This window comes from Mucilaginibacter robiniae, assembly GCF_012849215.1.
GTDB classification, from domain to species: Bacteria; Bacteroidota; Bacteroidia; order Sphingobacteriales; family Sphingobacteriaceae; genus Mucilaginibacter; species Mucilaginibacter robiniae.
In genome coordinates this window covers 4035535-4058982 of sequence record NZ_CP051682.1, presented here as the reverse complement: position 1 = coordinate 4058982, position 23448 = coordinate 4035535, and the positions used below count along the sequence as shown (strand labels likewise).

Sequence of the window (23448 nt, the reverse complement as noted above, 5' to 3'; positions counted from 1 at the left end):
ATTTAGGCTTTTTTGCCGGCAACGAAATCTTTCAAGTAAAAAGGCTCGAAATAAGCCAGATCCTCAAACTGTGCTGTTGTAAAGCGATGAGCTGCAGGCGAGGTTAAATGCCGGGCAGAGTTTATGAAATTATCGTCAAACAAGGCATTAGGCTGTTGTGACAATACTGTTTTGCACTTAGCTGCACCATCGCCAAAAAACAATACTTTTTGATGATGCAGTAATTCAGCAAAACTATTTTCATCAATGATTTCGGCCGAGGTTGATTTTACCCGATCACCTTGTATATCAAAGATTGCGGTATAAACTTCCATACGCCGGGCATCAATCATGGGGCAAAGCAGTACGTCCGTATCGTTTATGGAAGAGCTTATGCCTGCGGCCATAGCCTGTAAAGTTTCTATAGCAATAAGAGGTTTATCTAAAGCAAAACATAAGCCTTTAGCTGTAGATACCCCAATACGCAAGCCCGTATATGAACCTGGGCCACTGCTTACGGCTATACCATCTAGCTCAGATAGTTGTTTACCGCTTGTTGTCATTACCTCTTCAATAAAAAGAGTAATGACTTCGGCATGAATGTTACGCTCATTTAATTCTTTAACAACTAAAAGGTTTCCATTTTGCGCTAAGGCAACAGAGCAGGCGGTAGTAGCTGTTTCAATTTGCAGTAGTAAAGCCATAGTAGTTTAAGGTACCGGATCATGCCCGTGGCCACCCCAAGGGTTGCAACGTACAATCCGCTTTAAAGTTAGCCATCCGCCTTTAAAAGGTCCATATTTTCTTATAGCTTCTAACCCGTACTGTGAACAGGTAGGCGTGTAACGGCAGGAAGCACCTAATATTGGCGAAATCAAGAACTGATAGCCTCTGATTAGGGCAATAAACAAGGCACCCAAAGCTGCTTTAATGGGTTTCAGCAAACTTTGCATGGATTTGTTCAGTAAGTTGAGCCAGCAGTTTCAGCATCTTTTTTTCCATAAACACAGAATCAGTAATTTCCTTACCAATATAAGAAACAGATAAGATAATCTGCTGCTCTGACTGAGGTAGGCCAGCATACAAGTTTTGTTGTTTATGCAAACGGTATGCTTCACGCATACGGCGTTTAATCAAGTTACGGTCAACAGCGCGTTTATAGCGCTTTTTGGCTACAGCAAACAATACTTGCACCGGTACAGACTGATGCGGAACGGCCATCCATGAAATACGGTATGGATAGCACAAAAAGGAAGAGCCGCTATGAAAAAGCCCACTAATAAGCTTTTTATTACATAACCGCTCTTCCTTTTTAAAAGTGTACATGATTGCTTTACATTACTAACCGGAACAAACTAAAATATTGGTTCCGGCCTCCGATGATGCGGAGAAAGCAACCCTAAATTATGCTTTATGACGACGCTCGTCAGAAACAGATAATCTTTTTCTGCCTTTAGCTCTTCTTGAAGCTAATACTCGTCTGCCGTTGGCAGTTGCCATGCGCTCACGGAAACCGTGTTTATTTCTTCTTTTACGTTGAGACGGCTGAAACGTTCTTTTCATGATTGTAAAATTGTATTCGTTATTGCTTAAAAAACGGAGCGCAAATGTAGTATTTTTATTTTTATGTTCAAATATAAATGTTACTATTTGTGTTTGTTACCAATAGCTAAAACCTTCCTTATTTTAACACCTTTGCTATTTATGAAAATACTTACTGCAATCCTGCTCTCCTTATACTTATTGCCTTGCATGGCACAGCCATCTTACAAAATTTACAGTACAGCCCGCCAAAAAACAATTACTGTAGATGACCTGATTAATGACATGGGCAAAGCCGATGTACTATTCTACGGTGAAGAACATAACGATTCTATTGGCCATATTGTAGAGTTAGCCATATGGACTAAACTTGCTGCGAAGTACCCCAAGCAAGCTGCCTTATCCATGGAGATGTTTGAAACCGATTGCCAGCCTGTTTTAAACGAATACCTGAACGGACTAATACGCGAAAAAAACATGCTGACTGATGCCCGTGCCTGGCCTAATTATAATGACTATCGTCCTTTAATAGAGTTAGCTAAAGAAAAACACTTGTCGGTGATAGCAGCTAATGCACCTGCACGTTATACCAACCGCGTTAATCGTTTGGGCTTGGCCAGCCTGCAACAACTGGATGCTACAGGTAAAAGCTGGCTTCCTCCCCTGCCAATTGATACTGCTACGGGTGCTTACTACAATAAATTCAGCAACATTATGGGTGGACATGGCAGTATGGGCGGTATGCAGCTTTACCAAGCACAAAATTTATGGGATGCTACCATGGGCTGGTCAATAGCCCGGTATTATCAGACACATCCGGGTAGTAAAATATTGCAGATAAACGGCGGCTTCCATAGCGAAGAAAAACTGGGTGCCGCAGCTCAGGTAAAGCATTATGCACCTCAGCTACGTGTACTCAATGTTGCCGCTTATGCCAGCGAAAACTTTAACCAACCCGACTGGAGCAAATTAAGCAAAATGGCTGATTATATTATACTCACACCACCACAGCTTAACAAACAGGAAAACTAAACCTATTGCTTTTTAGCCAGCAAGTCTCGTATTTCGGTAAGCAGTATTTCTTCTTTAGATGGTGCCGGAGTTACTGTTGGAGCCACAGCCTCTTTTTTCTGAAAACGGTTTATGGCTTGAATAACAACAAACAATGCCAGGGAAATAATAAAGAAAGAAATTACCTGTGATAAGAAGTTGCCATATTTAATAGCAGTGCCCGGTACTACTAATTGGCTCAGGTTAGAAAGGTTGGCAGCTTTAAGCGCTGGTGTAAGTATAGCTGGGGTAATAATATCTTCTACCAATGAACTTACAATTTTACCAAAAGCACCACCTATTACTACGGCTACAGCCAAATCCAACACGTTGCCTTTAATGGCAAATTCTTTAAAATCTTTAATAAACGACATAGCTAATCTATTGGGTTTTGCATCAATATTTGAACCTAAAACTACTAGAATAATTTGAGGAATACCAAACAAATAAATAGCTTTAACCTTTTACCCAATAAGCCAATCCAAATTTATTTATTGCTATATACAAGCTATTGGTGTATTTTTGGCCAGTCAACTTATGTTAAAGCAAAATCTTCAACAAAAACTATTACAAAAACTTTCTCCACAGCAAATTCAATTCATCAAGCTGTTACAGGTACCTACTGTATCGTTGGATACTCGTATAAAAGAAGAATTGGAAGATAACCCAGCGCTGGAAGATTTAAGTTTAACAAACATGAACGAACCGGAAGAGCAATATCCGGATCGTGACCCCGATGATGACTACAGCAGCCAAGACGAGAGTAGTGAATACGACGAGTTTAATATTGACGATTACCTGCAAGAAGATAACGTAAACGAATATGGCTCGCGCTACGACCAAAATGGTGATGATGAGGAAGATCGTAAAGAAATGCCCATTGCCATACAGAGTTCCTTTTTTGAAAACCTGCAAAACCAGTTAGATCTGGTACCTATGGATGACCGCCACTTCGTGATTGGGCAACAAATTATAGGTAGTTTAGATGATGACGGCTATTTGCGCCGCCCCATTATGTCGTTAACTGACGACTTGGCTTTTTCACAAAATGTAATGGCCGAAGATGAGGAAGTGGAGGAAATGCTGAAGATAATTCAAAGCTTTGATCCGCCGGGTGTAGGTGCCCGCAGCTTACAAGAATGCTTGCTGATTCAATTACGGCGCAAAGATGTTAATGATCCTATTATCAAAAAAGCAATTCTGGTAGTAGAACACTACCTGGAAGAGTTTACCCGTAAACATTACGATAAGCTGGAAAAAGCATTAAACATGAACTCGCTTGAACTGCGGGGCGTAGTTAATGAAATTTTGAAGCTGAACCCTAAGCCAGGCGACTCTAACGAAGTAAATACCAAGCAACAGCAAGTAATTCCAGATTTTCATATTTCGAATAACGATGGTGTGCTGGTATTAACCCTGAATGCCAAAAATGCTCCCGAACTTCGTGTAAGTCGTTCTTATCAGGAGATGTTTGAACATTACGATAAAGCTTCACAACGCGATAAAAAGATGAAAGAAGCTGTCCAGTTTGTAAAACAAAAGCTGGATTCGGCCAAGTGGTTTATTGATGCAATCAAACAACGTCAGCAAACTTTGCTGAAAACCATGAATGCCATTATGCAGTACCAATATGAGTTCTTTTTAACTGGTGATGAAAAGAACTTACGGCCCATGATATTGAAAGATATTGCCGACCGTATCGGTATGGATATTTCAACTGTATCACGTGTGGCCAACTCTAAATATGTGCAAACTGAACATGGTACGTATTTGCTTAAATCTTTCTTCTCAGAAGCTATCCAAACCGAAAGTGGTGAGGAGGTATCTAACAAGGAAGTGAAAAAAATATTGGAAGAACATATAGGCCGGGAAGATAAACGCCATCCGCTGGCTGATGAAAAGTTAACCGAAATTTTGAAAGATGCTGGTTACAACATAGCCCGGCGTACGGTAGCCAAATACCGTGAACAAATGAACATTCCGGTTGCACGACTGCGTAAAGAGTTATAAAAGTTATACATAAAAAAGACCGACTCTAGAAAAGTCGGTCTTTTTATTTATTGTGCAGTTTGCCCTTGTATAGCCGCTCCTATTCTTTCTACCAACTCATCATCTAACGTTCCTTCCTGCTGTTCCCAACACTCTATTTCTTTACAGGTATGTACCAGCGTACACAGATGTTCGTTGTTAGATACTACTATATAAGCATCATTGCAGGGAATAACCAGCATGCTGCTAAAATCGCCGGTATCATAAAAATCAACTTCAATATGAAATGACTGCTCTGACTGCTTCTGGTCAAAGTCTAAGTCGTCTAAATTATCTTCGCTCATAGTAAGTTTACAATTGATTATAGGTATAGTTTTAACAAGGCTTTGTCAACGTATCTGTAAATACTATGTTTAATCTACTGCCTTACTCAAGCTTTCCAAAGAAAGGTGCAAATGAACGTGCAGAAAACAGCTGCTTTTATGCGGTAAAAAGCGATCATTAATCCAAAAATGGGTTAGCATCAAAATATTTTCCATCATCACACTCGTGAATGTGCTATTGAATATCAGTTGATTAGATCAAATAATTTGCTTAAACATCTTTATTCATCCGCCTACATAGCCGTATTCATTAAATTTTTCAACCAAACTCCATTTTTTTTCTATATTTGCGGTGGGTAAGTCTTCTACGACCAGCTCCTCTTGAACTCCCCCAGGGTGGGAACGCAGCAAGGGTAGAGAGTTGAGCGGTGCGATAGAAGTAGCTTACCCATTTTTATTTTCTTACCTTTAGGTTGATGCAGTTCCTGCTAGCTATCAATAAACATTATTTATCATTTCAGCATCATTCTGCTCATGCAGCTAATCATTTTATATAATTCGGTGTTAAACTAATAGCAAAATATAGCACTGATGAATATTGAACTGGAAACCGATGCCAACGAAGGCTGCTTTTATATTGACGATCAAGGCAATCGTTTAGGCGAAATGCGCATGCCTTAATGGATGACCATACTATGGACATTTACCATACAGAAGTAGCAGACCAGTTACGTGGACAAAATATGGGCAAAAAGCTGGTAGAAGCCGGTGTAAATTATGCCCGTGAAAATCATTTGAAAATAGCACCATCGTGTACCTTTGCGAAAACAGTTTTTGCCCGGAATAAAGATTACCGGGATGTACTCGCCTGATTGATTATTACTCATGTTAGATTTAATTATTATTGGTGGCGGCCCTATTGGCTTAGCCTGCGGACTAGAAGCTGAAAAAGCAGGTCTGAAGTTTTTGATACTGGAAAAAGGGACGTTGGTTAATTCATTGTATAACTACCCTGCAACCATGACCTTCTTTTCGACTTCAGAACGGTTGGAAATAGGCGGACTGCCTTTTGTAACTACGCACCCTAAACCCAACCGCGGTGATGCGCTGGAGTACTATAGACGTTTGGCTTTATCGCGCCAGCTACCTTTACACTTATTTGAAGAAGTTACGTCGGTACAGCCTGCTGGTGAGGGTTACACCATTACCACCAAGAAAGCTCAATACCAAAGCCGTTACGTAATTGTAGCTACCGGCTTTTATGATATATCAGTTAATTTGGACATACCCGGTGAAAACCTGCCTAAAGTGAAGCACTACTATCAGGATCCGCATTATTACACATTACAAAAAGTAGTGGTGGTAGGTGCCAGTAACTCGTCGGTTGATGTAGCGTTAGAAACTTACCGCAAAGGTGCCGAAGTAACCATGGTGATTCGAGGTAACGAAATTGGTAGTAGAGTAAAATACTGGGTTCGGCCCGATATTATTAACCGAATTAAAGAAGGCAGCATACAAGCTTATTTTAATTCAAGGCTGAAAGAGATTCGAGAGAACGAAGTTGACATAGAAACACCGGATGGTGTGGTTACCATTGCTAATGATTTTGTAATGGCCATGACGGGTTATAAACCCAATTTCGATTTTTTAGGTGCTGTAGGAATTAACCTTTCTGATGATGGTAAATACATTCCGCAGTATAACCCTGATACAATGGAAACCAATATGGCTAACATTTACCTGGCTGGTGTAGTGGTGGGTGGTATGGATACGCACCTGTGGTTCATTGAAAACTCACGTATTCATGCTGAAATGATTATGAACGATATTGTGCGTAAACGAAACATAAACGCTTAAAAAACAAAATGGTGAATAGTACCTAAATATTCACCATTTTACTTATACAGTAATTTACTTATTTACTGCTCACTACTACGGGCTTGCTATAACGGGTAGCTCCCCAACGGCCTTTAATCAGCTCAAAGCCGCCGAACAATACCGCACCGAAAGCAGCATCAGCCAACAACATATTACGTTCGAAAGGCAACGCCATAAATAATGATTCGCCGTAGCCCGATAATCCTTTAGCATACAAATTGCCATGCAACCATGGGTCAATATCCGTAAGCAGCCAATGTACCGCTACGCTAGCTAACGAAGCTAACAACACATTAGTAATGTTCACTTTTTTAATCAAGCTACCAATTAATATCATAATCATGAAGCTTGCATACAGCCACAATGAACTGGTATTAAACCATACTATTTTTGAAGTGTACAGATAATTGATAAAAATATCGGTAATAAACAAAGTAGCAATTAGCACCAAAGCAGCCTTAAACTTGTTATTAAAATAAGCTCCGGTAAATAAAGCCATAGCACCCAGCGGTGTAAAATTACTAAACGCCCAAAAGTTAAAACTTACCAGGCGCATAGCTCCAGTTGAAATTATAAAAGCCAATATAACCAGCAGCAATGCACCAATACTCAAGTTTACTCTTTGTAACGACATATTAAGAATTTTATAGCGCAAATTTATTATAAATACGCCATTTAACGCTTATAAAGACATTCGTTTTTTGCGGTTTTATGCTGATGCATATTAACCATAACTAGAATATATTTTCATTAAAGGAAAACTATACTCTCTTTACCAGTGTTTACCCTTTACCTATAAAAACATAATATGGCAACTACAGCATTAGAAGAAACCACCTTTTTTAAAGGTCCGAGTGAAGAAGAAAAAGGTCCGATTAACCTGGAATGGCCTGAACGCTATATATCCATTGCAGCTGGTGTAAAATTAGCTTTCTCCGGCTTAACGCATATCTTTTCCAGTCCGTTTACCAGTATTTTAAAAGTGGGTGCCGGCGGTTATTTGTTAAACCGGGGTGTTACCGGCCATTGCGAGTTATACTCACGTATGGGTAAAGTAAATACCAACCCTGTTAATGTAAATATTCGCACCTCATTCACCGTAAACAAACCACGTCAGGAAGTTTATGATTTTTGGCGTAAACTGGATAACTTGCCTAAGTTCATGAAACACTTACAAACGGTAGAATTGATTGATGAGAAACGCTCACATTGGGTATTAAAGTTACCAACTAACGTAGCTAAAGTAAGCTGGGATGCTGAAATTGTAAATGATGAACCAGGCAATGCTATCGGTTGGAGTTCGTTACCAGGCTCAACCATTAACAATGCCGGCAAAGTACGTTTTGAAGACGCAACTGAAAGCGAAGGCACCGTAGTAGATGTGGTAATCTCTTATACTCCTCCTGCTGGTGGTGTAGGTACTGCACTGGGTCATGTTTTGAATCCATTATTCAAGAAAATGGTGGATGAGGATGTACGTAACTTCAAACAATATTTGGATGTTGAAGGCACACACTATACGTTAAATGATACCCATGCTGATGAGGCTCATAACCACAATAGCGCTGTATTATAAACTGTTACAAGTTTAATTATAATAACAAAGCCCACCATAATTATGGTGGGCTTTGTTATTATAGCATATACTAAATTATGAAACCGGATTCTATTAACTTATTTTAATACAAAGGCCGTGTATCAGGCTGCAAGTAAAAATTTAATAAGATTGAATCACCAGCATGGGTTTGTAGATGTTTTACATATCGTGACCAGTAACCTATAGCTACTCCCCTCACCTTTAACTTTCCGACCTCAATGTTACTGTTATAATAGTTGGCTCGGGTTCTTATCAGTTTTGATTGAACAATTTTGCCAGCTTGTACTTGGTAAATCACCTGAAAAGCTGCACTCATTAAAGGTTCATGAATCTTATTTGCCTCAAAAAAACTACTGCTTATTACTGCACTATCACTTACACGAGTTCTTTTAAAATAATGCAATGTGTAATGTCCTCTTTTTTTGCTGTTACAGGAGTTTATAATAACGACTAAGAACATTAAAACTACTATCAGGCGATATTTAGACTTCATGTACTACTAAAATAATAAAGCCGCTTTGCATAAGCAAAGCGGCTTTATTATTAAACTATCTAGTAATAATTACTTTACAGCATCAATCACAGCTTGGAAAGCTTCTGGGTGATTCATAGCTAAATCAGCTAATACTTTACGGTTTAATCCGATTTCACTAGCGTTTAATTTACCCATTAACTGAGAGTAAGAAATACCATGCTGACGAGCACCAGCGTTGATACGCTGAATCCATAAAGCGCGGAACTCTCTTTTTTTAGTTTTACGGTCGCGGTAAGCGTACTGTAAACCTTTTTCAACTGTGTTTTTAGCAATGGTGTAAACCTTGCTGCGTGAACCATAATAACCTTTGGCAAGGTTCATGATTTTTTTCCGGCGTCTTCTCGACGCAACTGCGTTAACTGAACGTGGCATTTTGTTGCTTTTTTGGTAGTGAGTGTCCGAAACTTAACGGAGCTTAGTTACTCGAATACCTGGTTAAAAATTTAAATGAATTACTTTCCGATACAAAGCATACGTTTTACGTTACCTAAATCAGCGTCAGCAACTAAGCTGGTCTGACCTAAAGCACGCTTACGTTTAGTTGACATCTTGGTTAAGATGTGGCTTTTGTATGCGTTTTTTCTTGCAATTTTACCGGTTCCAGTAAGCTTAAAACGCTTTTTAGCACTGGAATTGGTTTTCATTTTTGGCATAACACTTATTTATTTAATGTCTACGCTTCCACAGCGTATTATCTTTACATAGACCCCGGTTAAGAGGCTATCATTAATGTCACTACTTTTTAGCTGATTTAGGGCCAACAATCAAGAACATCCGTTTACCTTCCAACTTAGGTAATTGTTCAACTTTACCTACTTCTTCCAATGCTTGAGCAAACTTCAAAAGCAAAATTTCACCTTGCTCTTTGTAAACAATAGCACGGCCTTTAAAGTGTACGTAAGCTCTTACTTTTTCTCCGGCTTCCAAAAAGCTAATGGCATGCTTTAGTTTGAAATTAAAGTCATGATCATCAGTATTCGGGCCGAAACGGATTTCTTTAATAACGGTTTGCTTGGCGTTACTCTTGATCTCTTTCAGCTTCTTCTTTTGCTCGTAAATGAATTTATTATAGTCAATTACACGGCAAACCGGCGGAACTGCATTTGGAGATATTTCAACCAGATCCAGCTCCTGTTCCTGTGCTATAGCCAGCGCTTCGCGGGTAGGATATACCCCCTGCTCCACGTTATCGCCCACCAAACGAACTTCCGGAGCTTTGATAAAATTATTAATGTTATGCTCAGCTTCCTTTTTCTTAAAAGGAGGCCGTGGACCTCTGCTGAAATTTGGTTTGTTTAATGCCAAGTGTTATACTGTTATTTCTTTAATTAATTGTTGTTTAAAATCTTCTATACTAATGCTGCCCAAATCTCCTACGCCGTGCTTACGAACAGAAATCGTGCCATCGGCTGCTTCTTTCTCGCCTACAATCAGCATGTACGGAACTTTCTTGACTTCAGCATCCCGGATTTTCCGGCCTATTTTTTCATCTCTGAAATCAATTAGCCCGCGAATATCGGAAGTTCTTAGCTCATTTGAAAGTTTTTTTGCATAATCTTCATATTTTTCCGAAATAGGCAAAATCACATACTGTTCGGGCGATAACCACAGCGGGAAGTTACCTGCACAGTGCTCAATAAGCACAGCCACAAAGCGTTCTAATGAGCCAAATGGCGCACGGTGAATCATTACCGGGCGATGTTTCAGGTTATCACTACCGGTATATTCCAGTTCAAAACGTTCCGGCAAGTTATAGTCAACCTGTATAGTACCTAACTGCCATTTACGGCCCAATGCATCCTTCACCATAAAGTCCAATTTAGGACCGTAAAATGCAGCTTCACCTAACTCTACTACAGTAGGCAAACCTTTTTCGGCAGCGGCTTCCATAATAGCCGTTTCAGCCAAGTGCCAGTTCTCGTCGGTACCAATATATTTTGCTTTATTTTCAGGATCGCGCAGGGATACCTGTGCAGTGTAATCTTCAAAACCTAAAGCCGAAAACACATACAAAACTAAATCAATCACCTTCTTGAATTCCTCCTTCACCTGGTCAGGGCGGCAGAATAAGTGAGCATCATCTTGTGTAAAGCCGCGTACACGGGTTAAGCCGTGCAACTCACCACTTTGCTCGTACCGGTAAACGGTACCGAACTCAGCAAAACGTACCGGCAAATCTTTATACGAACGCGGTTTAGTTTTATAAATTTCACAATGGTGCGGGCAGTTCATCGGTTTTAAAAAGAACTCCTCACCTTCTTGCGGGGTTTGTATAGGCTGGAAACTATCCTTACCATATTTTTCATAGTGGCCAGAAGTTACATACAAACTTTTATGGCCAATATGTGGGGTAATTACCTGCTCGTACCCGGCGGCTACTTGTGCGCGTTGCATAAAGTTAACCAAACGTTCGCGCAAGGCGGTTCCTTTAGGCAACCATAGCGGCAAGCCCATGCCTACCTTTTCAGAAAAGGCAAACAATTCTAATTCTTTACCCAACTTACGATGGTCGCGTTTTTTGGCCTCTTCCAGTACACGCAAGTATTCAGTTAATTCGCTTTGCTTAGGGTAAGTTACGGCGTAAATACGGGTAAGCTGCTTGCGGGTTTCATCACCACGCCAGTAAGCTCCGGCTACGTTCATCAGCTTTATAGCTTTTACAAACCCGGTATTAGGAATATGCGGGCCGCGGCATAAATCGGTAAAGTTACCCTGGGTGTAAAACGTAATAGAACCATCGGGTAAATCTTTAATCAAATCCAGCTTGTACTCGTCGCCTTTTTCGGTAAAGTATTCAACCGCTTCGGCTTTACTTACCGGTTTGCGGATATAATCTTGTTTGGCTTTCGCCAGTTCCAGCATTTTGTCTTCAACCGCTTTAAAATCCTCTTGCGAAAAAATACGCTCGCCAAAATCTACATCATAATAAAAGCCGGTTTCAATAGCCGGACCAATACCGAATTTAGTACCCGGATACAAAGCTTCAAGCGCTTCGGCCATTAAGTGAGCGGATGAATGCCAAAAGGTAGATTTACCTTGTTCATCATTCCAGGTGAGTAGCTTTATATTAGCATCATTTTCAATAGGTCGGCTGGCATCCCAAACCTGGCCATTTACTTCAGCTGCTAAAACGTTACGGGCTAAACCTTCGGAAATGGATTGTGCAATCTGCATGGAAGTGATTCCTTTGTCGTACTGACGTACGGAACCATCAGGAAGTGTAATGTTAATCATCTACAACTATGATTTTTAATTTATTAAATAAATATACTAAAAATATATCACTTACGAAAGTGATTTATATGGTGTGGCAAAAATAGAATTATTGTTGAGATTTTGAACAGGAGAGTTTTTCAATATTGCTTGCTTTTGGTTTCCTCACGTCTATCTATTATATATTTCCCCAACCATTAGCCAGTACATCAGCAATATGCATGGTTTTGATAGGTAAGTTATTTTTATTAATATACGTTTGCAGATGCATCAAGCAGGAATGATCTGTTGAGATAATATAGTCAGCTTGAGCAGCTAAAGCATTTTCTACTTTTTGCTGTGCTAATGCGCTTGATATAGCATCAAACTTTACCGAAAAGGTACCACCAAAGCCACAACACGTTTCGCTATTTTTCAGTTCCACAACCTCCAAGCCATACACCTTGGATAAAAGCTGACGAGGTTCATCCTTAATTTTACATTGGCGCAAAGCGCTGCAACTATCATGATAAACGGCCCGGCCTTCCAGTTCGGCGCCGAAATAATCATATTGTAAGATGTTAACCAGAAAGTCGGACAGCTCATAAATGTTACCCTGCACAGTGCGGCACTTATTGTGTGCAATGGTATTGGTAAACAAATCGGTATAGCTATTGCGAACCATACCGGTGCAGGCTGCTGAAGGTGAAACAATAATGTCTTCTTCGGTAAAGTCGTTTAAAAATTTACTGCCTAGCGCTTTGGCATCGTCCCAAAAGCCGGTATCAAAAGCTGGCCTTCCACAACAGGTTCGTGCCGCCTTATAATGCACATCACAGCCAGCCTTTTCCAATAACTTAACAGTATTGAACCCTGTATCCGGAAAAAACTGATCAACGTAGCAGGGTATAAACAATTCAACCTTCATCCTTATCTTACCAAATTATTCAGCGTTCAATATTACATATTCCTTTTGCTTTTTTTGCACACCCAGCAAGGATAACAATAAAACCAGGCCTGCTAAAAAGAAAACACTTAACGTTAACGCCGAATTACGCATGCTGTGCGTAAGTGATTCAATAAAGCCGAAAGTAAATAAGCCAATTACGATAGCCAGTTTTTCGGTAACATCATAAAAGCTAAAATAAGAAGCAGTGTCGGTAATATTTTGCGGCAGGTATTTAGAATATGTTGAACGCGAAAGGGACTGGATCCCCCCCATTACCATACCTACTACTACCGCCAGTATATAAAATTGGGTAGCGTTAGCTGTAAAGTAAGCTGCTACACACACACCGATCCAGATGATAACTACACCTATCAGCACCTTAACGTTACCATATCGGTCTGATAGTTTTGACATCAGGTATGCACCACCTATAGCTACTAATTGTATTATTAACACAACACCAATTAAACTTGCATCCGGTAATTTCAACTCTTTAGCACCAAAGTTGGCAGCTACCAGCATGATGGTTTGCACGCCCATAGAGTAAAAAAAGAAAGCTGTTAAATAACGTATCAGCACGGGCATATTCTTGATTTTTTGCCACACTTTGCCCAGCTCTTTAAAGCCGCCACTTATTACATTATAGTTTTGACTTCCAGTATTTGGCTCACCTTTAGGTAAACGATTAAAAGGTATTTGTGCAAAGCCCAGCCACCAAATACCTACCAGCAAAAACGACAAGCGTGCTGGCAATGTACCATCGGTAATATGAAACCACTCTGGTTTTAAAACGAACACGAAACATATAATTTGCAACAGTACACTGCCTATATAACCATACGTAAACCCTTTGGCACTAACACCATCTTGTTGATCTATACTGGCTATTTGAGGCAAATAAGAATTGTAAAACACGGCTCCACTACAATAACCAATAGCAGCCAAAGCAAAAAACAGCATACTTATTTCGAGTGTATCCAGTTTAAAAAAGAATAAGCCACAGCAAGCCACCCCTCCTATCCAGGTAAAGAGTTGCATGTAGTTTTTTTTATTACCCCGATAATCGGCAATGGAGGTTAAGATGGGCAATATTAACACTACTAAAAAGTAAGCTGCAGCCAGCACGTAGTTAGATAAGGCTGTATTCACAAACGGATGACCGAAAAACATAACTGTATCACCATGTTCTTTAGTGGTGGTTATAGCGGTATAATAAGCTGGAAATATAGTAGAAGTTATAACCAGATTGTAAGCCGAATTAGCCCAATCGAACATCGCCCAGGCACGAATGGTTTTCGGGTTGTTTTTGATTTCCATGTGTGATGGCTAAGTTATAGAAATTGTTGGGCATAAAAAAAGCCTTGTTGTGTACAAGGCTTTTAATAACTGTGCGGAAGAAGGGACTCGAACCCCCACGCCTCGCGGCGCCAGATCCTAAGTCTGGTGCGGCTACCAATTACGCCACTTCCGCAGTTAGGATTTGTGCTGGCAAAGATAGTGTTAAATACCAGATTGTAAAACTAATTTGCATTTTTTGCTTGAACAGCAAATCTTTCCGTGTATAATATTGACAATCAACGTAGTATTAAAAATAAGATTTAAAAAGCGTTCTTATCACCCTTTACCGTACCCCAAAACGTCAGGAAAATAATTTTTAAATCCAGTAAAAACGACCAGTTTTCCAAATACCATACATCGGCTTCTACCCTTTGCAGCATATCAGCAGTGGTTTTAGTTTCACCCCTTAAACCGTTTACTTGTGCCCAACCAGTGATACCCGGCTTTAAAAAATGCCGAACCATAAACTTGTCAATCAGTTTAGAATATTCTTCAGTATGTTTCAGCATGTGAGGGCGTGGGCCAACCACCGTCATGTTGCCCAATAATACGTTGACAAACTGCGGCAGCTCATCCAAGTTTGTACGGCGCATAAAGGCACCTATTTTCGTAATACGAGCATCACCACGGGTAGCTTGTTTGTTATCTGAATCGGTATTTACCTGCATGCTCCTGAACTTGTAACAATTAAATGCCAAATTATCACGACCAGAACGTTTTTGAACGAAAAACACAGGTCCGGGCGAGCTCAGCTTAATCAATATGGCCATAATTGGAAACAACCAGCTAAAAACAAACAGGATAATAAATAGAGAAAACGCCATATCAAACAGTCGTTTAAAAAAGCGGTTTAGCATATTCTCCAGCGGCTCAGGCCTGATAGAGATCACCGGTATGTGGCCAAAGTTTTGCACGAATGTTGGCCGGTGGGTATAATAAAATTCGGGCACCAACTTAAAGCGAATTAAATTCTGGTCGGCCGCCATCATCAGCTGCTCTATTTTATCTGATTGGCTATTCGGTAGCGTACAAAATATCTCATCAATGTTATGGCTCTTTACATATTGTATGCATTCATCCGTATGGCCGAGGTACAAGCTGACATTTGCAATAGGGGTATTATCATCAAAAAAGCCTACAATTTTATAACCTCTTTCGGGGTTGTAATTAATGAAGTTATATAAATCGGTACCTATGCGGCCGGCACCAATAATTACGGCCTTCCTGAAATCTGTCAACAATGCCCGGTCGCTTTTACGTATAGCTAGAAAAATCAACTTCCATAAGCCCAGCAATATTGCAAACAGGGCTAATGAGTAAAACAGATACTGACGAGTAATATAGTAAGCTTTTGTACCAATAATGATTAGTACGGTAAAACAGATTAAGCTGAGAAATAATAAATAGGTTTTAAACACGCCCCGGTAGGTATGTATAGAATCTTTTGTAAGTACCTGTTCATAAAACCGGGTAATATTGGCAGACAATAGCCAAATTAGGTTGAACACCAAAACTATGGGCAAATAGTTTTTGTTATTGATCCAGATGATATATGATTTATCAACAATTAGATAAGCCAGTATCATGCTTACATTCAAAACGACATAATCAATAGAAAGATTTATAGCCTTGATGAAGGTAGCGTATCTGTGACTCATGTTAAATTAATTTGGTACGATCAATAGTTTGATAGGAAAGGCTTTCTAAAGTTTAAAATCTATTTTCAGATAAAGCGTCAAATTTAAGATAGCTGGAGCTTTATATTACTGCTAAAGTAAACTTCTGGCATATAAACCCCTGCTTTTGTGTAGGCATCGTAATCAACTTGTTCATTAATTGTGATAATCAAAATTTAGAATTGTTCTATAAAAGTATCAACTATTATCATATTTAAAGAATAATTAAAATCTATTTATTGTATAGGAAACCAACTTGCTAAAACATAATTACTGCGCAAATTTCTTTATACCTATTCGGTACTTTTCTATTTGAAAACACACCTGTTTTTAAAGTCATGCAGCATTAATATTTGTTGTTATATTTGCCTGCATTTACTATGAAAAAATACCTGCCCTACAGTAAAACAGCACGTTTATATATTGTACTTCTCCTATTGCTTACCGGAAGCTCCGCTTCCTTTGCTCAGGTACAATATCAACCTTACAGTTATCAGTTCTATCAGAAGTTAAATGATTCTGTTTACTCTATTCACACCCGCTTTCATAGTTCCTTAAAACCCTACCTGATTACTGACAGTACCTTATATCAGCGATATAATGACTTGATCAACTATGGAACTGATACGGTAAACCACCATAGCTGGTTACACCGAAAACTGTTTAATGAACATTTAATCGACATCCGTAAATCTGACTACACCTTCTTTGCCGACTTCTTGCCGGATTTAACCATAGGGCGCGATTTTTCAAACTCGCGCACCACCTGGCTTAACACCAGGGGATATCAAGTAGGTGGAACTATTGGTAAAAAATTCTACTTTTATAGCAGCGGCTTTGAAAACCAAGGTGTTTTCGCCAATTACTTAACCAATTATATTGATCAGCTAAATATTGTACCTGGCCAGGCTTATGATCGTAATCAGGGTAAACGCACCAAAGATTGGTCGTACGTTACGGCGTTGATTTCTTACACCCCTAATAAGTACCTGAACATTACAGCCGGACAGGATAAAAACTTTATTGGCGATGGCTATCGTTCTTTATTATTATCAGATAATAGTTCACCTTATCCCTTTTTTAAATTAACCGGTAATTTAGGTAATGTGACCTACATGGTCATGTGGAGCTACATGCAAGACCCGATGGCTAGCAAATTGAGCTTTGATGTGGGCTACCGTAAAAAATGGGGCGTATTCCATTACTTGGATTGGAACGCAACCAATCGACTATCCTTAGGCTTTTTTGATGCTGTAATTTGGGCTGATGCAGATGATGCAGGCCATAAGCGTGGATTTGATTTTTCTTACGGCAACCCTATCATCTTTTTACGCCCTTTGGAAGCCAGCAACGGATCGCCGGATAATGCATTTTTAGGCTTTAACGGCAAATACAAGATATCAGATCAAATAACTGCTTACGGGCAGTTTGCACTAGACGAGTTTGAAGCCAAAAACTTTTTTTCGGGTAAAGGCAGCTCACGCAACAAGTATGGTTTGCAGGTAGGGGTACGTGGGGCAAATGTATTTGGCATCAAAAACTTGAATTATTTGGCTGAGTTTAACGAGGCTTCACCTTATACTTATAGTCAAACCAGTTCCATCATCAATTATGCTCAGCAAAATGAACCACTGGCTCATCCTTGGGGAGCTAATTTTAAGGAAGCTGTTGGCCTGCTAAATTATAGCTATAAGCGTTTCGATTTTTCCGGAGAGTTTGATTACGGGTATTACGGTCTTGATGTAAACAACATGAACTACGGTAAAGATGTATTCTTAGATTATCGTACACAAGCCCGCTACACTGGCCCGTTCGACCCTACCCTGTTTAACAATGCTTATGCTACCAACGGCAACTATATTGGCCAGGGCTTAACTACGCATATGTATTATGCAGAAGGTAAAGTAGCCTACCTGCTTAACCCCAAATACAATTTGCGAATTGAGCTTGGTGCTTTATACCGCCGCGAAACCAATACCAGTTTCACCGATAATACACGAATGCTGACCATTGGGGTACGAAGTTCATTCCGCAATTTATATCAGGATTTGGCTAGTTACCGGACGCATTAATATGCCTAAGCCAGTTGCCTTAATTCTGTTAAACTGGAATACAGCAGCCTACACAGCCGATTGTATTTCTTCATTACAGCAATATTGTAATCCAGAGCTATTTGATATTATAGTTGCTGATAATGGCTCAACCGATAATTCTTTGTCGGTATTACAATCCCAATTTCCTGATCTCATTTTTATAGATAATCAACAAAATTTGGGCTTCGCTAAAGGCAATAACCGAGCTTTAGCCTATAGCCTTCAACATGATTACACCTATTCATTATTATTGAATACAGATACCCTGGTTGATGAAGATATTGTTTATAAGCTAAGCAAGCACTTAAATCAGCATCCGGAGGTAGGTGCCGTACAACCAGCCATTTACTGGATGCATGAAAAAAGTAAGATTTGGAATGGTAAAGGCCGGTTTAATAAAATATTAGGTTTAACCATATCTGACACCCAAAAGCCTCAACTTACTCAAGCAGACGCCTACGAGATTGCCGAATGGGTAACCGGCTGTTGTATGCTGATCCGGAATGAGGCTTTAAATAAAAGCGGGTTATTTGCACCAGCATTCTTCTTGTACTTTGAGGATGTAGACTTATCATTCCGGTTGCGTGAGGCAGGATACGAATTGCATTATTTGCCTTCTTGCAAAATGTACCATGAAGCCGGAGTGTCGGCTAAGAAAGGCGCACCTAAAAAAGAAGGCTTTCTAAGTCCGATTATTCATTACTATATCAGCCGTAACCATATCTGGATTTTGCGCCGTTATGGTAACCCAGTTTTTTATTTAGTTTACCTGCTTTATAATGGAAGTTACTATTCAGCATTATGGGTATATTTTAAGCTGCGAAGTCGTAATGAAAAGGCTTCTAGTTTGATTAAAGGCTTAAAAGATGGGCTTTTTACACCAAAAGCTTTAATTTGGCCCAAAAATTAATCCAATACAGCAACCCTGATGTTTTTGTTTACGCTGGTTTTTATTACCTCTTTTGTTGTAGCTGTCAAGGAAATTTATGGTGGAAACCGACAAGGTATATTTGTATTTCTAATATTTGGCTTATCTATTTACACTACCGCTATGTCGGTTGCCTACTTGTTAGGGTTAAAAAGTATCATTCCATTTTTTCAGTTTTTTAAAGAAATACTCGTACTCATTGTACTGGCTTTAAATATTGTTAATCTAAAAACACGCCCCCGATTTCATTTGCTGGATTATGCTTTATTGGCTTTTTTGGCTTATACCTGCCTGTACGCCATTTTACCTATTGGCGAACAAAGCTTTGTAAACAGATTAATAGCGTTAAAAAGCACATCGTTCTTTGTGGTGGTTTATTTTACAGGCCGCTTATTTGATGTTCGTACCATTTACATTAGTAAATACTTTAACTACGTCATTTTACTCACTATTGCAGCAGGTGCTATTTTGGTAATGGAGGTAGTTACCGATCGGCAATTGCAAACCCAAACTGGCTATGCCGATTACACCTACTACTTTTTCAATTTTGAACCTAGCGGTAATTATGGTTTAAGCTGGACTTTTGAATCAGAAGGTGGTTACAAGCGTTTTGCCAGCTTTTTTGCTAACCCACTTGAGCATGCGGCAGCTACCCTGCTGGCTTTATCGGTAATAGGTGGGTTATATACCCGTGATGATAATAAACTAAGCATCAATACCATGGGCATTCTGGCTTTAGGAGCCTCTTTCCTTTCTATCTTGTTTGCCCTATCACGTGCTCCCTTAGCCAGCTATTTTTTAATTATTTACGCCTGGGCTTTAATTACCAAACGTAAATACATTACTAAAACTATCCATTTAGGCGCCGGCTTGGCTGGAGTTTATTTAATTTATCTATTCACCAGATTCGAAAGTAATAATACGGGATTAGTTGAAGTATTAATGAACACCGTTGATTTCAGTAATCCATCCAGCGTAGGTCACCTGGTAGAATGGGTACAGGGCATTTTAGCCATGATTGAGAAACCTTTGGGTCTGGGCTTAGGTTCATCCGGTCGTGTAGGTGGCAGTTTGGGTGAAAATATAGGAGGCGAAAACCAATTTATCATTATCGGTGTACAGGCTGGTGTGTTAGCTTTATTACTGTACATGTACATTTATGTTGTATTTATCAAAACCGGTTTAAAATGGCTACCTAAACTAAAGGGTAAAGAAAGAAAGCTGTGCATGACGGTAGTACTGCTAAAAATTGGATTATCTATCCCACTGTTTACCTCCGAGGTTGAATCTTCTTCTTATATTTCATACATGAACTGGTTTTTGTCTGGTTTACTTATCAGCGTGATTATGCAACCCCAATTACCTCAACTCTATACGGAACATGATAATTGAAAAGCTGATTAGAAAACTAAAAGGGAAGCAGGATTATAAGTGGGAAAGCTCTTACGCAGCCCGCGACCTTTTCAGCATTACCAGCGTAAGGCTTATGCAAGTGGTAAGAGGATTGTTTTTAAAGCCTTTCCTTAAGAAATCATCCGGTTTGTTGTTTGTAGGGCATCGTGTAAAAGTAAGGCATGGTTACCAATTAACAGCCGGCAAAAACTTGATATTGGAAGATAACGTCAGCATTAATGCCTTGTCAGAAAATGGTATTCAGTTGGGTAATCAGGTATCTATTGCTCGGGACTCTATCCTGTTTTGCACGGGTATTATTGCACAGAAAGGAACAGGTATTACTATTGGCGACCGAACAGGTATTAATGCAAGGGCTTACTTTGGCGGCCAGGGAGGAATTACTATAGGTAATGATGTAATCATGGGACCTAACGTACAGATATTTTCAGAAAACCATAATTTTTTAGATTTAGTAATTCCGATTAAAGATCAAGGTGTTGCCAGGCAATCTGTTATTATTGGTAACAACTGCTGGATAGGTGCTGGGGCCACCATACTGGCTGGAGTTACCATTGGTGATGGTTGCGTGATTGCAGCCGGCAGTGTAGTTAATAAATCTGTACCTCCAAATTCCATAGTAGCGGGTGTACCAGCTAAAGTGATTAAACAGCGGGAGGATCTGTAGCATATGCCCAAACCTCTAATTATTGGCATAGATATACGTGACCTGCATGTGGCTAAAACAGGTACCCAAACCTACCTGGCCGAACTATGTGCTGCGTTTAAAGCGCTACAGAGCTCAGAAGTTCAATTTAAATTTTTGGATAGTAATTTTCCGGTTTATACCGGCAAAAACAAAGCTTTGAAGTGGATTGAGCACTTCAAGTATCAACTATGGAAACAAGTTCTTTTACCACTAAAAGCTTGGATGAACAGCTGTGATATTGTTTTCTGTACAGATAATTTTGTGCCTATCATGCATCTGGGATACCAAACCATTCCGGTTTTCCATGATGCCTTCTTTTTTGAATCGCCGGAACAATATGGTAAATTATGGTTATGGTTGTACAAAAAAACAGCTCTTCCTGCAGCCAGAAGGTCACCATTTATAATTACCCCCAGTGCACACGCCCAAAAGCAGATCCATCATTTTACCCAAATATCCAACCAGCAACTAATTGTTGTACCAGAAGGCCCTAAAACATTATCGCATCCACCCACTAGTACAGGACATGAGCAGGTATTAAACCAATATGCTCTAAGTCCGGGCAACTATCTTTTACACGTGGGTTCCATGTTTAAGCGGAAAAATATTCCGGCATTAATCCAAGCCTTCGGAATATTGAAAGAGCAAGGCTATCCTGATCTAAAGTTGGCACTGGCAGGTCCGCTAACATCCAGCAATACAGAGAATGATTATCAGCTCATTTTAGATGCTATTGAAAGCTCGGTTTTTAAGCAAGACATTATAGTTACCGGGTACTTATCGAATGATGAACTAAGTCAGCTTTATCGAAGTGCCTTATTGTATGTATTTCCCTCTGTAAATGAAGGCTTTGGCATACCTGTGTTAGAGGCATTCAATTTTAACCTGCCTGTATTAGTAGCTAACAACACCAGCCTTCCGGAAGTTGGCGGTAATGCTGTTTTAACCTTCAGCCCCTTTGATGTAAATGATATAGCTATGCAGATACAAAGAGTTTTGGAGGATGCTGATTTACGTAAAACAATGATTGTGAAAGGTCAGGAACGCTTAAAAGAATTTTCCTGGCAAAAAACAGCTTTGCAGTTGATTGAGGTGTTCAAGAAAGCAGCATACCTGCAATAATATGCTAGATGCAGAACTTGGGGCTTGAGGAATTAACAATACATCAACTGTTTTGAAATACCTGTACGTGCTGATCAGCAACCTTTTCCCAATTGAATACGCTTAACGCCCGTTGTTGAGCTTTTTCTGCCAAACTAAGCATTTCAGGGTAATGACTTTCACAGAAGTTTATTTCCTTCGTAAGCGATTCAATATTACCTTGCTTGAATTTACGGGCCGTATCTAAAACAGCATACTCATTTTCTTCAATATCACTCACAATAAGTGGAACCTTCAGCCCCATTACGGTTAAAACTACAGGAGAAAGCCCTTCCACATCCGACGGTTGGATATAACAATAAGCATTTACCATTAGCGTATTGGTATCATCCCCATACACATAACCCGGAAATATAATTTGACTATCAGCCATATTGTGCAAATCGCTTTCGTATGGCGAAGGGTTGGGCGAACCGCCAATTAAAACCAGCTTCTTCGTTGAGTCCGACTTTTTAAACGCGGGTATCAAATAATGCAACCCCTTATCGGGTATAAAACGGCCAACAAACAAGTAGTACTCGCCTTTAGTCAAATCTAATTTCTGTAAAATGTCGGTATTAGCCTTACTGGTATCTACTTCGCTGCCAAAGGGGATAAACTCATATTGTTTTTTGAAGCGCTCTTCAAAAAGCCGCTTGGCAATTACATTATCAAAAATAACCTCGTTCGGTAAGTGAGCTGTTAGAAAAGCGGATAACTTCAGATACATTTTACCATACCAAGGCCACTTATCACGTTTCCAATCTACCCCATCCTGACTAATGAATACCTTTTTTCCAAACAGCCTTAATGGCAGCGCCCAAATACTATTACCTCCATTTTGAATATGCACAATATCGGCTGTATTGTGCCAGATAATATCAAATGTGCACCGGAAAGAATGCCATAATGTGTCAAAACCTTTCTTAGGTATAGTTTTGATCGTTTTTATTTTTACACCCTGGTACTCTTTAACATCCACAAATACATCAGGGTACCTTCTGTTGTAGGCAACAACACTGTGTCCTCTTTTTACTAATCTTGGGAAAAGTTCAATAGCAAATTTATCAGCACCAGCGGCACCTTTTGCCGGCGGCATAGAACGAAAACCAAAAGCAGCAATACGCATATCTGATAT

26 protein-coding genes, 1 tRNA gene and 1 other RNA gene are annotated in these 23448 nt (G+C 39.7%); 11 read left to right on the top strand and 17 right to left on the bottom strand.

Annotation, left to right across the window (positions count from 1 at the left end):
* Positions 1–2: 2 nt before the first annotated feature.
* The 4 genes from tsaB to rpmH form a co-directional block, all read right to left on the bottom strand.
* Positions 3–683, bottom strand: a complete 681-nt coding sequence (tsaB, locus tag HH214_RS17790; protein ID WP_169609904.1) for a tRNA (adenosine(37)-N6)-threonylcarbamoyltransferase complex dimerization subunit type 1 TsaB — start codon at positions 681–683, stop codon at positions 3–5.
* Positions 684–689: 6 nt separating this feature from the next.
* Positions 690–932, bottom strand: coding sequence for a membrane protein insertion efficiency factor YidD (gene yidD / locus HH214_RS17785; RefSeq protein ID WP_169609901.1), 243 nt, complete (start codon positions 930–932; stop codon positions 690–692).
* Positions 907–1305, bottom strand: a complete 399-nt coding sequence (locus HH214_RS17780; protein ID WP_169609899.1) for a ribonuclease P protein component — start codon at positions 1303–1305, stop codon at positions 907–909. The genes yidD and HH214_RS17780 overlap by 26 nt, the downstream gene beginning before the upstream one ends.
* 78 nt (positions 1306–1383) lie before the next feature.
* Positions 1384–1542, bottom strand: a complete 159-nt coding sequence (rpmH, locus tag HH214_RS17775; RefSeq protein WP_055133745.1) for a 50S ribosomal protein L34 — start codon at positions 1540–1542, stop codon at positions 1384–1386.
* Positions 1543–1683: 141 nt separating this feature from the next.
* Between rpmH and HH214_RS17770 the strand changes: the two genes are divergently transcribed.
* Complete coding sequence (locus tag HH214_RS17770) at positions 1684–2553, top strand: ChaN family lipoprotein (protein ID WP_169609897.1); 870 nt, start codon at positions 1684–1686, stop codon at positions 2551–2553.
* A gap of 2 nt (positions 2554–2555) precedes the next feature.
* Here HH214_RS17770 and mscL read toward each other — a convergent pair whose 3' ends face one another.
* Positions 2556–2945: a large-conductance mechanosensitive channel protein MscL gene (gene mscL / locus HH214_RS17765; protein WP_169609895.1), complete on the bottom strand. Its 390-nt coding sequence runs from the start codon at positions 2943–2945 to the stop codon at positions 2556–2558.
* Between the two features lie 163 nt (positions 2946–3108).
* On the opposite strand from mscL, the gene rpoN reads away from it, so the two are divergent.
* Positions 3109–4581 (top strand): RNA polymerase factor sigma-54, encoded by a 1473-nt coding sequence (rpoN, locus tag HH214_RS17760; protein WP_169609893.1) that lies wholly within the window; start codon positions 3109–3111, stop codon positions 4579–4581.
* A 47-nt stretch (positions 4582–4628) separates the two neighbouring features.
* Here the strand turns inward: rpoN and HH214_RS17755 are convergent, their stop codons facing one another.
* Positions 4629–4904: a hypothetical protein gene (locus HH214_RS17755; RefSeq protein WP_169609891.1), complete on the bottom strand. Its 276-nt coding sequence runs from the start codon at positions 4902–4904 to the stop codon at positions 4629–4631.
* A gap of 333 nt (positions 4905–5237) precedes the next feature.
* On the opposite strand from HH214_RS17755, the gene ffs reads away from it, so the two are divergent.
* From ffs to HH214_RS17740, 3 genes are all read left to right on the top strand, one after another.
* Positions 5238–5336, top strand: an RNA gene (gene ffs / locus HH214_RS17750) — signal recognition particle sRNA small type.
* 227 nt (positions 5337–5563) lie between these two features.
* Complete coding sequence (locus tag HH214_RS17745) at positions 5564–5755, top strand: GNAT family N-acetyltransferase (RefSeq protein ID WP_169609889.1); 192 nt, start codon at positions 5564–5566, stop codon at positions 5753–5755.
* A gap of 13 nt (positions 5756–5768) precedes the next feature.
* The gene (locus HH214_RS17740) at positions 5769–6740 is read left to right on the top strand and encodes a YpdA family putative bacillithiol disulfide reductase (RefSeq protein ID WP_169609888.1); all 972 of its coding nucleotides are present in this window, start codon (positions 5769–5771) and stop codon (positions 6738–6740) included.
* A gap of 58 nt (positions 6741–6798) precedes the next feature.
* On the opposite strand, the gene HH214_RS17735 is transcribed toward HH214_RS17740, so the two are convergent.
* Positions 6799–7395, bottom strand: coding sequence for a DUF6580 family putative transport protein (locus tag HH214_RS17735; protein WP_169609886.1), 597 nt, complete (start codon positions 7393–7395; stop codon positions 6799–6801).
* A 174-nt stretch (positions 7396–7569) separates the two neighbouring features.
* On the opposite strand from HH214_RS17735, the gene HH214_RS17730 reads away from it, so the two are divergent.
* Positions 7570–8337, top strand: coding sequence for an SRPBCC family protein (locus HH214_RS17730; RefSeq protein WP_169609884.1), 768 nt, complete (start codon positions 7570–7572; stop codon positions 8335–8337).
* 103 nt (positions 8338–8440) lie between these two features.
* On the opposite strand, the gene HH214_RS17725 is transcribed toward HH214_RS17730, so the two are convergent.
* The 9 genes from HH214_RS17725 to HH214_RS17685 all read right to left on the bottom strand — a co-directional run bounded on the left by HH214_RS17725 (position 8441) and on the right by HH214_RS17685 (position 16030).
* Positions 8441–8851 (bottom strand): hypothetical protein, encoded by a 411-nt coding sequence (locus tag HH214_RS17725; RefSeq protein ID WP_169609882.1) that lies wholly within the window; start codon positions 8849–8851, stop codon positions 8441–8443.
* 69 nt (positions 8852–8920) lie between these two features.
* Positions 8921–9265: a 50S ribosomal protein L20 gene (gene rplT / locus HH214_RS17720; protein WP_169609880.1), complete on the bottom strand. Its 345-nt coding sequence runs from the start codon at positions 9263–9265 to the stop codon at positions 8921–8923.
* A gap of 80 nt (positions 9266–9345) precedes the next feature.
* Complete coding sequence (rpmI, locus tag HH214_RS17715) at positions 9346–9546, bottom strand: 50S ribosomal protein L35 (protein ID WP_169609878.1); 201 nt, start codon at positions 9544–9546, stop codon at positions 9346–9348.
* 82 nt (positions 9547–9628) lie between these two features.
* On the bottom strand, positions 9629–10198 hold the full coding sequence (infC, locus tag HH214_RS17710; protein WP_169609876.1) for a translation initiation factor IF-3: 570 nt from the start codon (positions 10196–10198) through the stop codon (positions 9629–9631).
* A 3-nt stretch (positions 10199–10201) separates the two neighbouring features.
* A complete protein-coding gene (thrS, locus tag HH214_RS17705) occupies positions 10202–12127 on the bottom strand; it encodes a threonine--tRNA ligase (protein ID WP_169609874.1) in 1926 nt (641 codons plus the stop codon).
* Positions 12128–12284: 157 nt separating this feature from the next.
* On the bottom strand, positions 12285–13013 hold the full coding sequence (locus HH214_RS17700; RefSeq protein WP_169609873.1) for a (Fe-S)-binding protein: 729 nt from the start codon (positions 13011–13013) through the stop codon (positions 12285–12287).
* Between the two features lie 15 nt (positions 13014–13028).
* A complete protein-coding gene (locus HH214_RS17695; protein WP_169609872.1) occupies positions 13029–14351 on the bottom strand; it encodes an MFS transporter in 1323 nt (440 codons plus the stop codon).
* 72 nt (positions 14352–14423) lie between these two features.
* A tRNA-Leu gene (locus HH214_RS17690) sits at positions 14424–14505 on the bottom strand.
* Positions 14506–14632: 127 nt separating this feature from the next.
* Complete coding sequence (locus tag HH214_RS17685; protein WP_169609871.1) at positions 14633–16030, bottom strand: undecaprenyl-phosphate glucose phosphotransferase; 1398 nt, start codon at positions 16028–16030, stop codon at positions 14633–14635.
* Positions 16031–16428: 398 nt separating this feature from the next.
* Here HH214_RS17685 and HH214_RS17680 point away from each other — a divergent pair, with 398 nt between their 5' ends.
* From HH214_RS17680 to HH214_RS17660, 5 genes are read left to right on the top strand one after another with little or no spacing between them, the layout of a single operon-like run.
* On the top strand, positions 16429–18120 hold the full coding sequence (locus HH214_RS17680; protein ID WP_169609870.1) for a gliding motility protein RemB: 1692 nt from the start codon (positions 16429–16431) through the stop codon (positions 18118–18120).
* Position 18121: 1 nt separating this feature from the next.
* Positions 18122–19051, top strand: a complete 930-nt coding sequence (locus tag HH214_RS17675; protein WP_169609869.1) for a glycosyltransferase family 2 protein — start codon at positions 18122–18124, stop codon at positions 19049–19051.
* A gap of 18 nt (positions 19052–19069) precedes the next feature.
* Positions 19070–20461, top strand: a complete 1392-nt coding sequence (locus HH214_RS17670; protein ID WP_169609868.1) for a hypothetical protein — start codon at positions 19070–19072, stop codon at positions 20459–20461.
* On the top strand, positions 20451–21149 hold the full coding sequence (locus HH214_RS17665; protein ID WP_169609867.1) for an acyltransferase: 699 nt from the start codon (positions 20451–20453) through the stop codon (positions 21147–21149). Before HH214_RS17670 ends, HH214_RS17665 begins: the two co-directional genes overlap by 11 nt.
* A gap of 3 nt (positions 21150–21152) precedes the next feature.
* Positions 21153–22292, top strand: coding sequence for a glycosyltransferase family 4 protein (locus HH214_RS17660; RefSeq protein WP_169609865.1), 1140 nt, complete (start codon positions 21153–21155; stop codon positions 22290–22292).
* 43 nt (positions 22293–22335) lie between these two features.
* On the opposite strand, the gene HH214_RS17655 is transcribed toward HH214_RS17660, so the two are convergent.
* The gene (locus HH214_RS17655) at positions 22336–23439 is read right to left on the bottom strand and encodes a glycosyltransferase (protein WP_169609863.1); all 1104 of its coding nucleotides are present in this window, start codon (positions 23437–23439) and stop codon (positions 22336–22338) included.
* Positions 23440–23448 lie beyond the last annotated feature (9 nt).

Coding starts and splice junctions, on each gene's coding strand:
- tsaB (WP_169609904.1), bottom strand. CDS start 683: ATGGCTTTACTACTGCAAATTGAAACAGCTACTACCGCCTGCTCTGTT.
- yidD (WP_169609901.1), bottom strand. CDS start 932: ATGCAAAGTTTGCTGAAACCCATTAAAGCAGCTTTGGGTGCCTTGTTT.
- HH214_RS17780 (WP_169609899.1), bottom strand. CDS start 1,305: ATGTACACTTTTAAAAAGGAAGAGCGGTTATGTAATAAAAAGCTTATT.
- rpmH (WP_055133745.1), bottom strand. CDS start 1,542: ATGAAAAGAACGTTTCAGCCGTCTCAACGTAAAAGAAGAAATAAACAC.
- HH214_RS17770 (WP_169609897.1), top strand. CDS start 1,684: ATGAAAATACTTACTGCAATCCTGCTCTCCTTATACTTATTGCCTTGC.
- mscL (WP_169609895.1), bottom strand. CDS start 2,945: ATGTCGTTTATTAAAGATTTTAAAGAATTTGCCATTAAAGGCAACGTG.
- rpoN (WP_169609893.1), top strand. CDS start 3,109: ATGTTAAAGCAAAATCTTCAACAAAAACTATTACAAAAACTTTCTCCA.
- HH214_RS17755 (WP_169609891.1), bottom strand. CDS start 4,904: ATGAGCGAAGATAATTTAGACGACTTAGACTTTGACCAGAAGCAGTCA.
- HH214_RS17745 (WP_169609889.1), top strand. CDS start 5,564: ATGGATGACCATACTATGGACATTTACCATACAGAAGTAGCAGACCAG.
- HH214_RS17740 (WP_169609888.1), top strand. CDS start 5,769: ATGTTAGATTTAATTATTATTGGTGGCGGCCCTATTGGCTTAGCCTGC.
- HH214_RS17735 (WP_169609886.1), bottom strand. CDS start 7,395: ATGTCGTTACAAAGAGTAAACTTGAGTATTGGTGCATTGCTGCTGGTT.
- HH214_RS17730 (WP_169609884.1), top strand. CDS start 7,570: ATGGCAACTACAGCATTAGAAGAAACCACCTTTTTTAAAGGTCCGAGT.
- HH214_RS17725 (WP_169609882.1), bottom strand. CDS start 8,851: ATGAAGTCTAAATATCGCCTGATAGTAGTTTTAATGTTCTTAGTCGTT.
- rplT (WP_169609880.1), bottom strand. CDS start 9,265: ATGCCACGTTCAGTTAACGCAGTTGCGTCGAGAAGACGCCGGAAAAAA.
- rpmI (WP_169609878.1), bottom strand. CDS start 9,546: ATGCCAAAAATGAAAACCAATTCCAGTGCTAAAAAGCGTTTTAAGCTT.
- thrS (WP_169609874.1), bottom strand. CDS start 12,127: ATGATTAACATTACACTTCCTGATGGTTCCGTACGTCAGTACGACAAA.
- HH214_RS17700 (WP_169609873.1), bottom strand. CDS start 13,013: ATGAAGGTTGAATTGTTTATACCCTGCTACGTTGATCAGTTTTTTCCG.
- HH214_RS17695 (WP_169609872.1), bottom strand. CDS start 14,351: ATGGAAATCAAAAACAACCCGAAAACCATTCGTGCCTGGGCGATGTTC.
- HH214_RS17685 (WP_169609871.1), bottom strand. CDS start 16,030: ATGAGTCACAGATACGCTACCTTCATCAAGGCTATAAATCTTTCTATT.
- HH214_RS17680 (WP_169609870.1), top strand. CDS start 16,429: ATGAAAAAATACCTGCCCTACAGTAAAACAGCACGTTTATATATTGTA.
- HH214_RS17675 (WP_169609869.1), top strand. CDS start 18,122: ATGCCTAAGCCAGTTGCCTTAATTCTGTTAAACTGGAATACAGCAGCC.
- HH214_RS17670 (WP_169609868.1), top strand. CDS start 19,070: ATGTTTTTGTTTACGCTGGTTTTTATTACCTCTTTTGTTGTAGCTGTC.
- HH214_RS17665 (WP_169609867.1), top strand. CDS start 20,451: ATGATAATTGAAAAGCTGATTAGAAAACTAAAAGGGAAGCAGGATTAT.
- HH214_RS17660 (WP_169609865.1), top strand. CDS start 21,153: ATGCCCAAACCTCTAATTATTGGCATAGATATACGTGACCTGCATGTG.
- HH214_RS17655 (WP_169609863.1), bottom strand. CDS start 23,439: ATGCGTATTGCTGCTTTTGGTTTTCGTTCTATGCCGCCGGCAAAAGGT.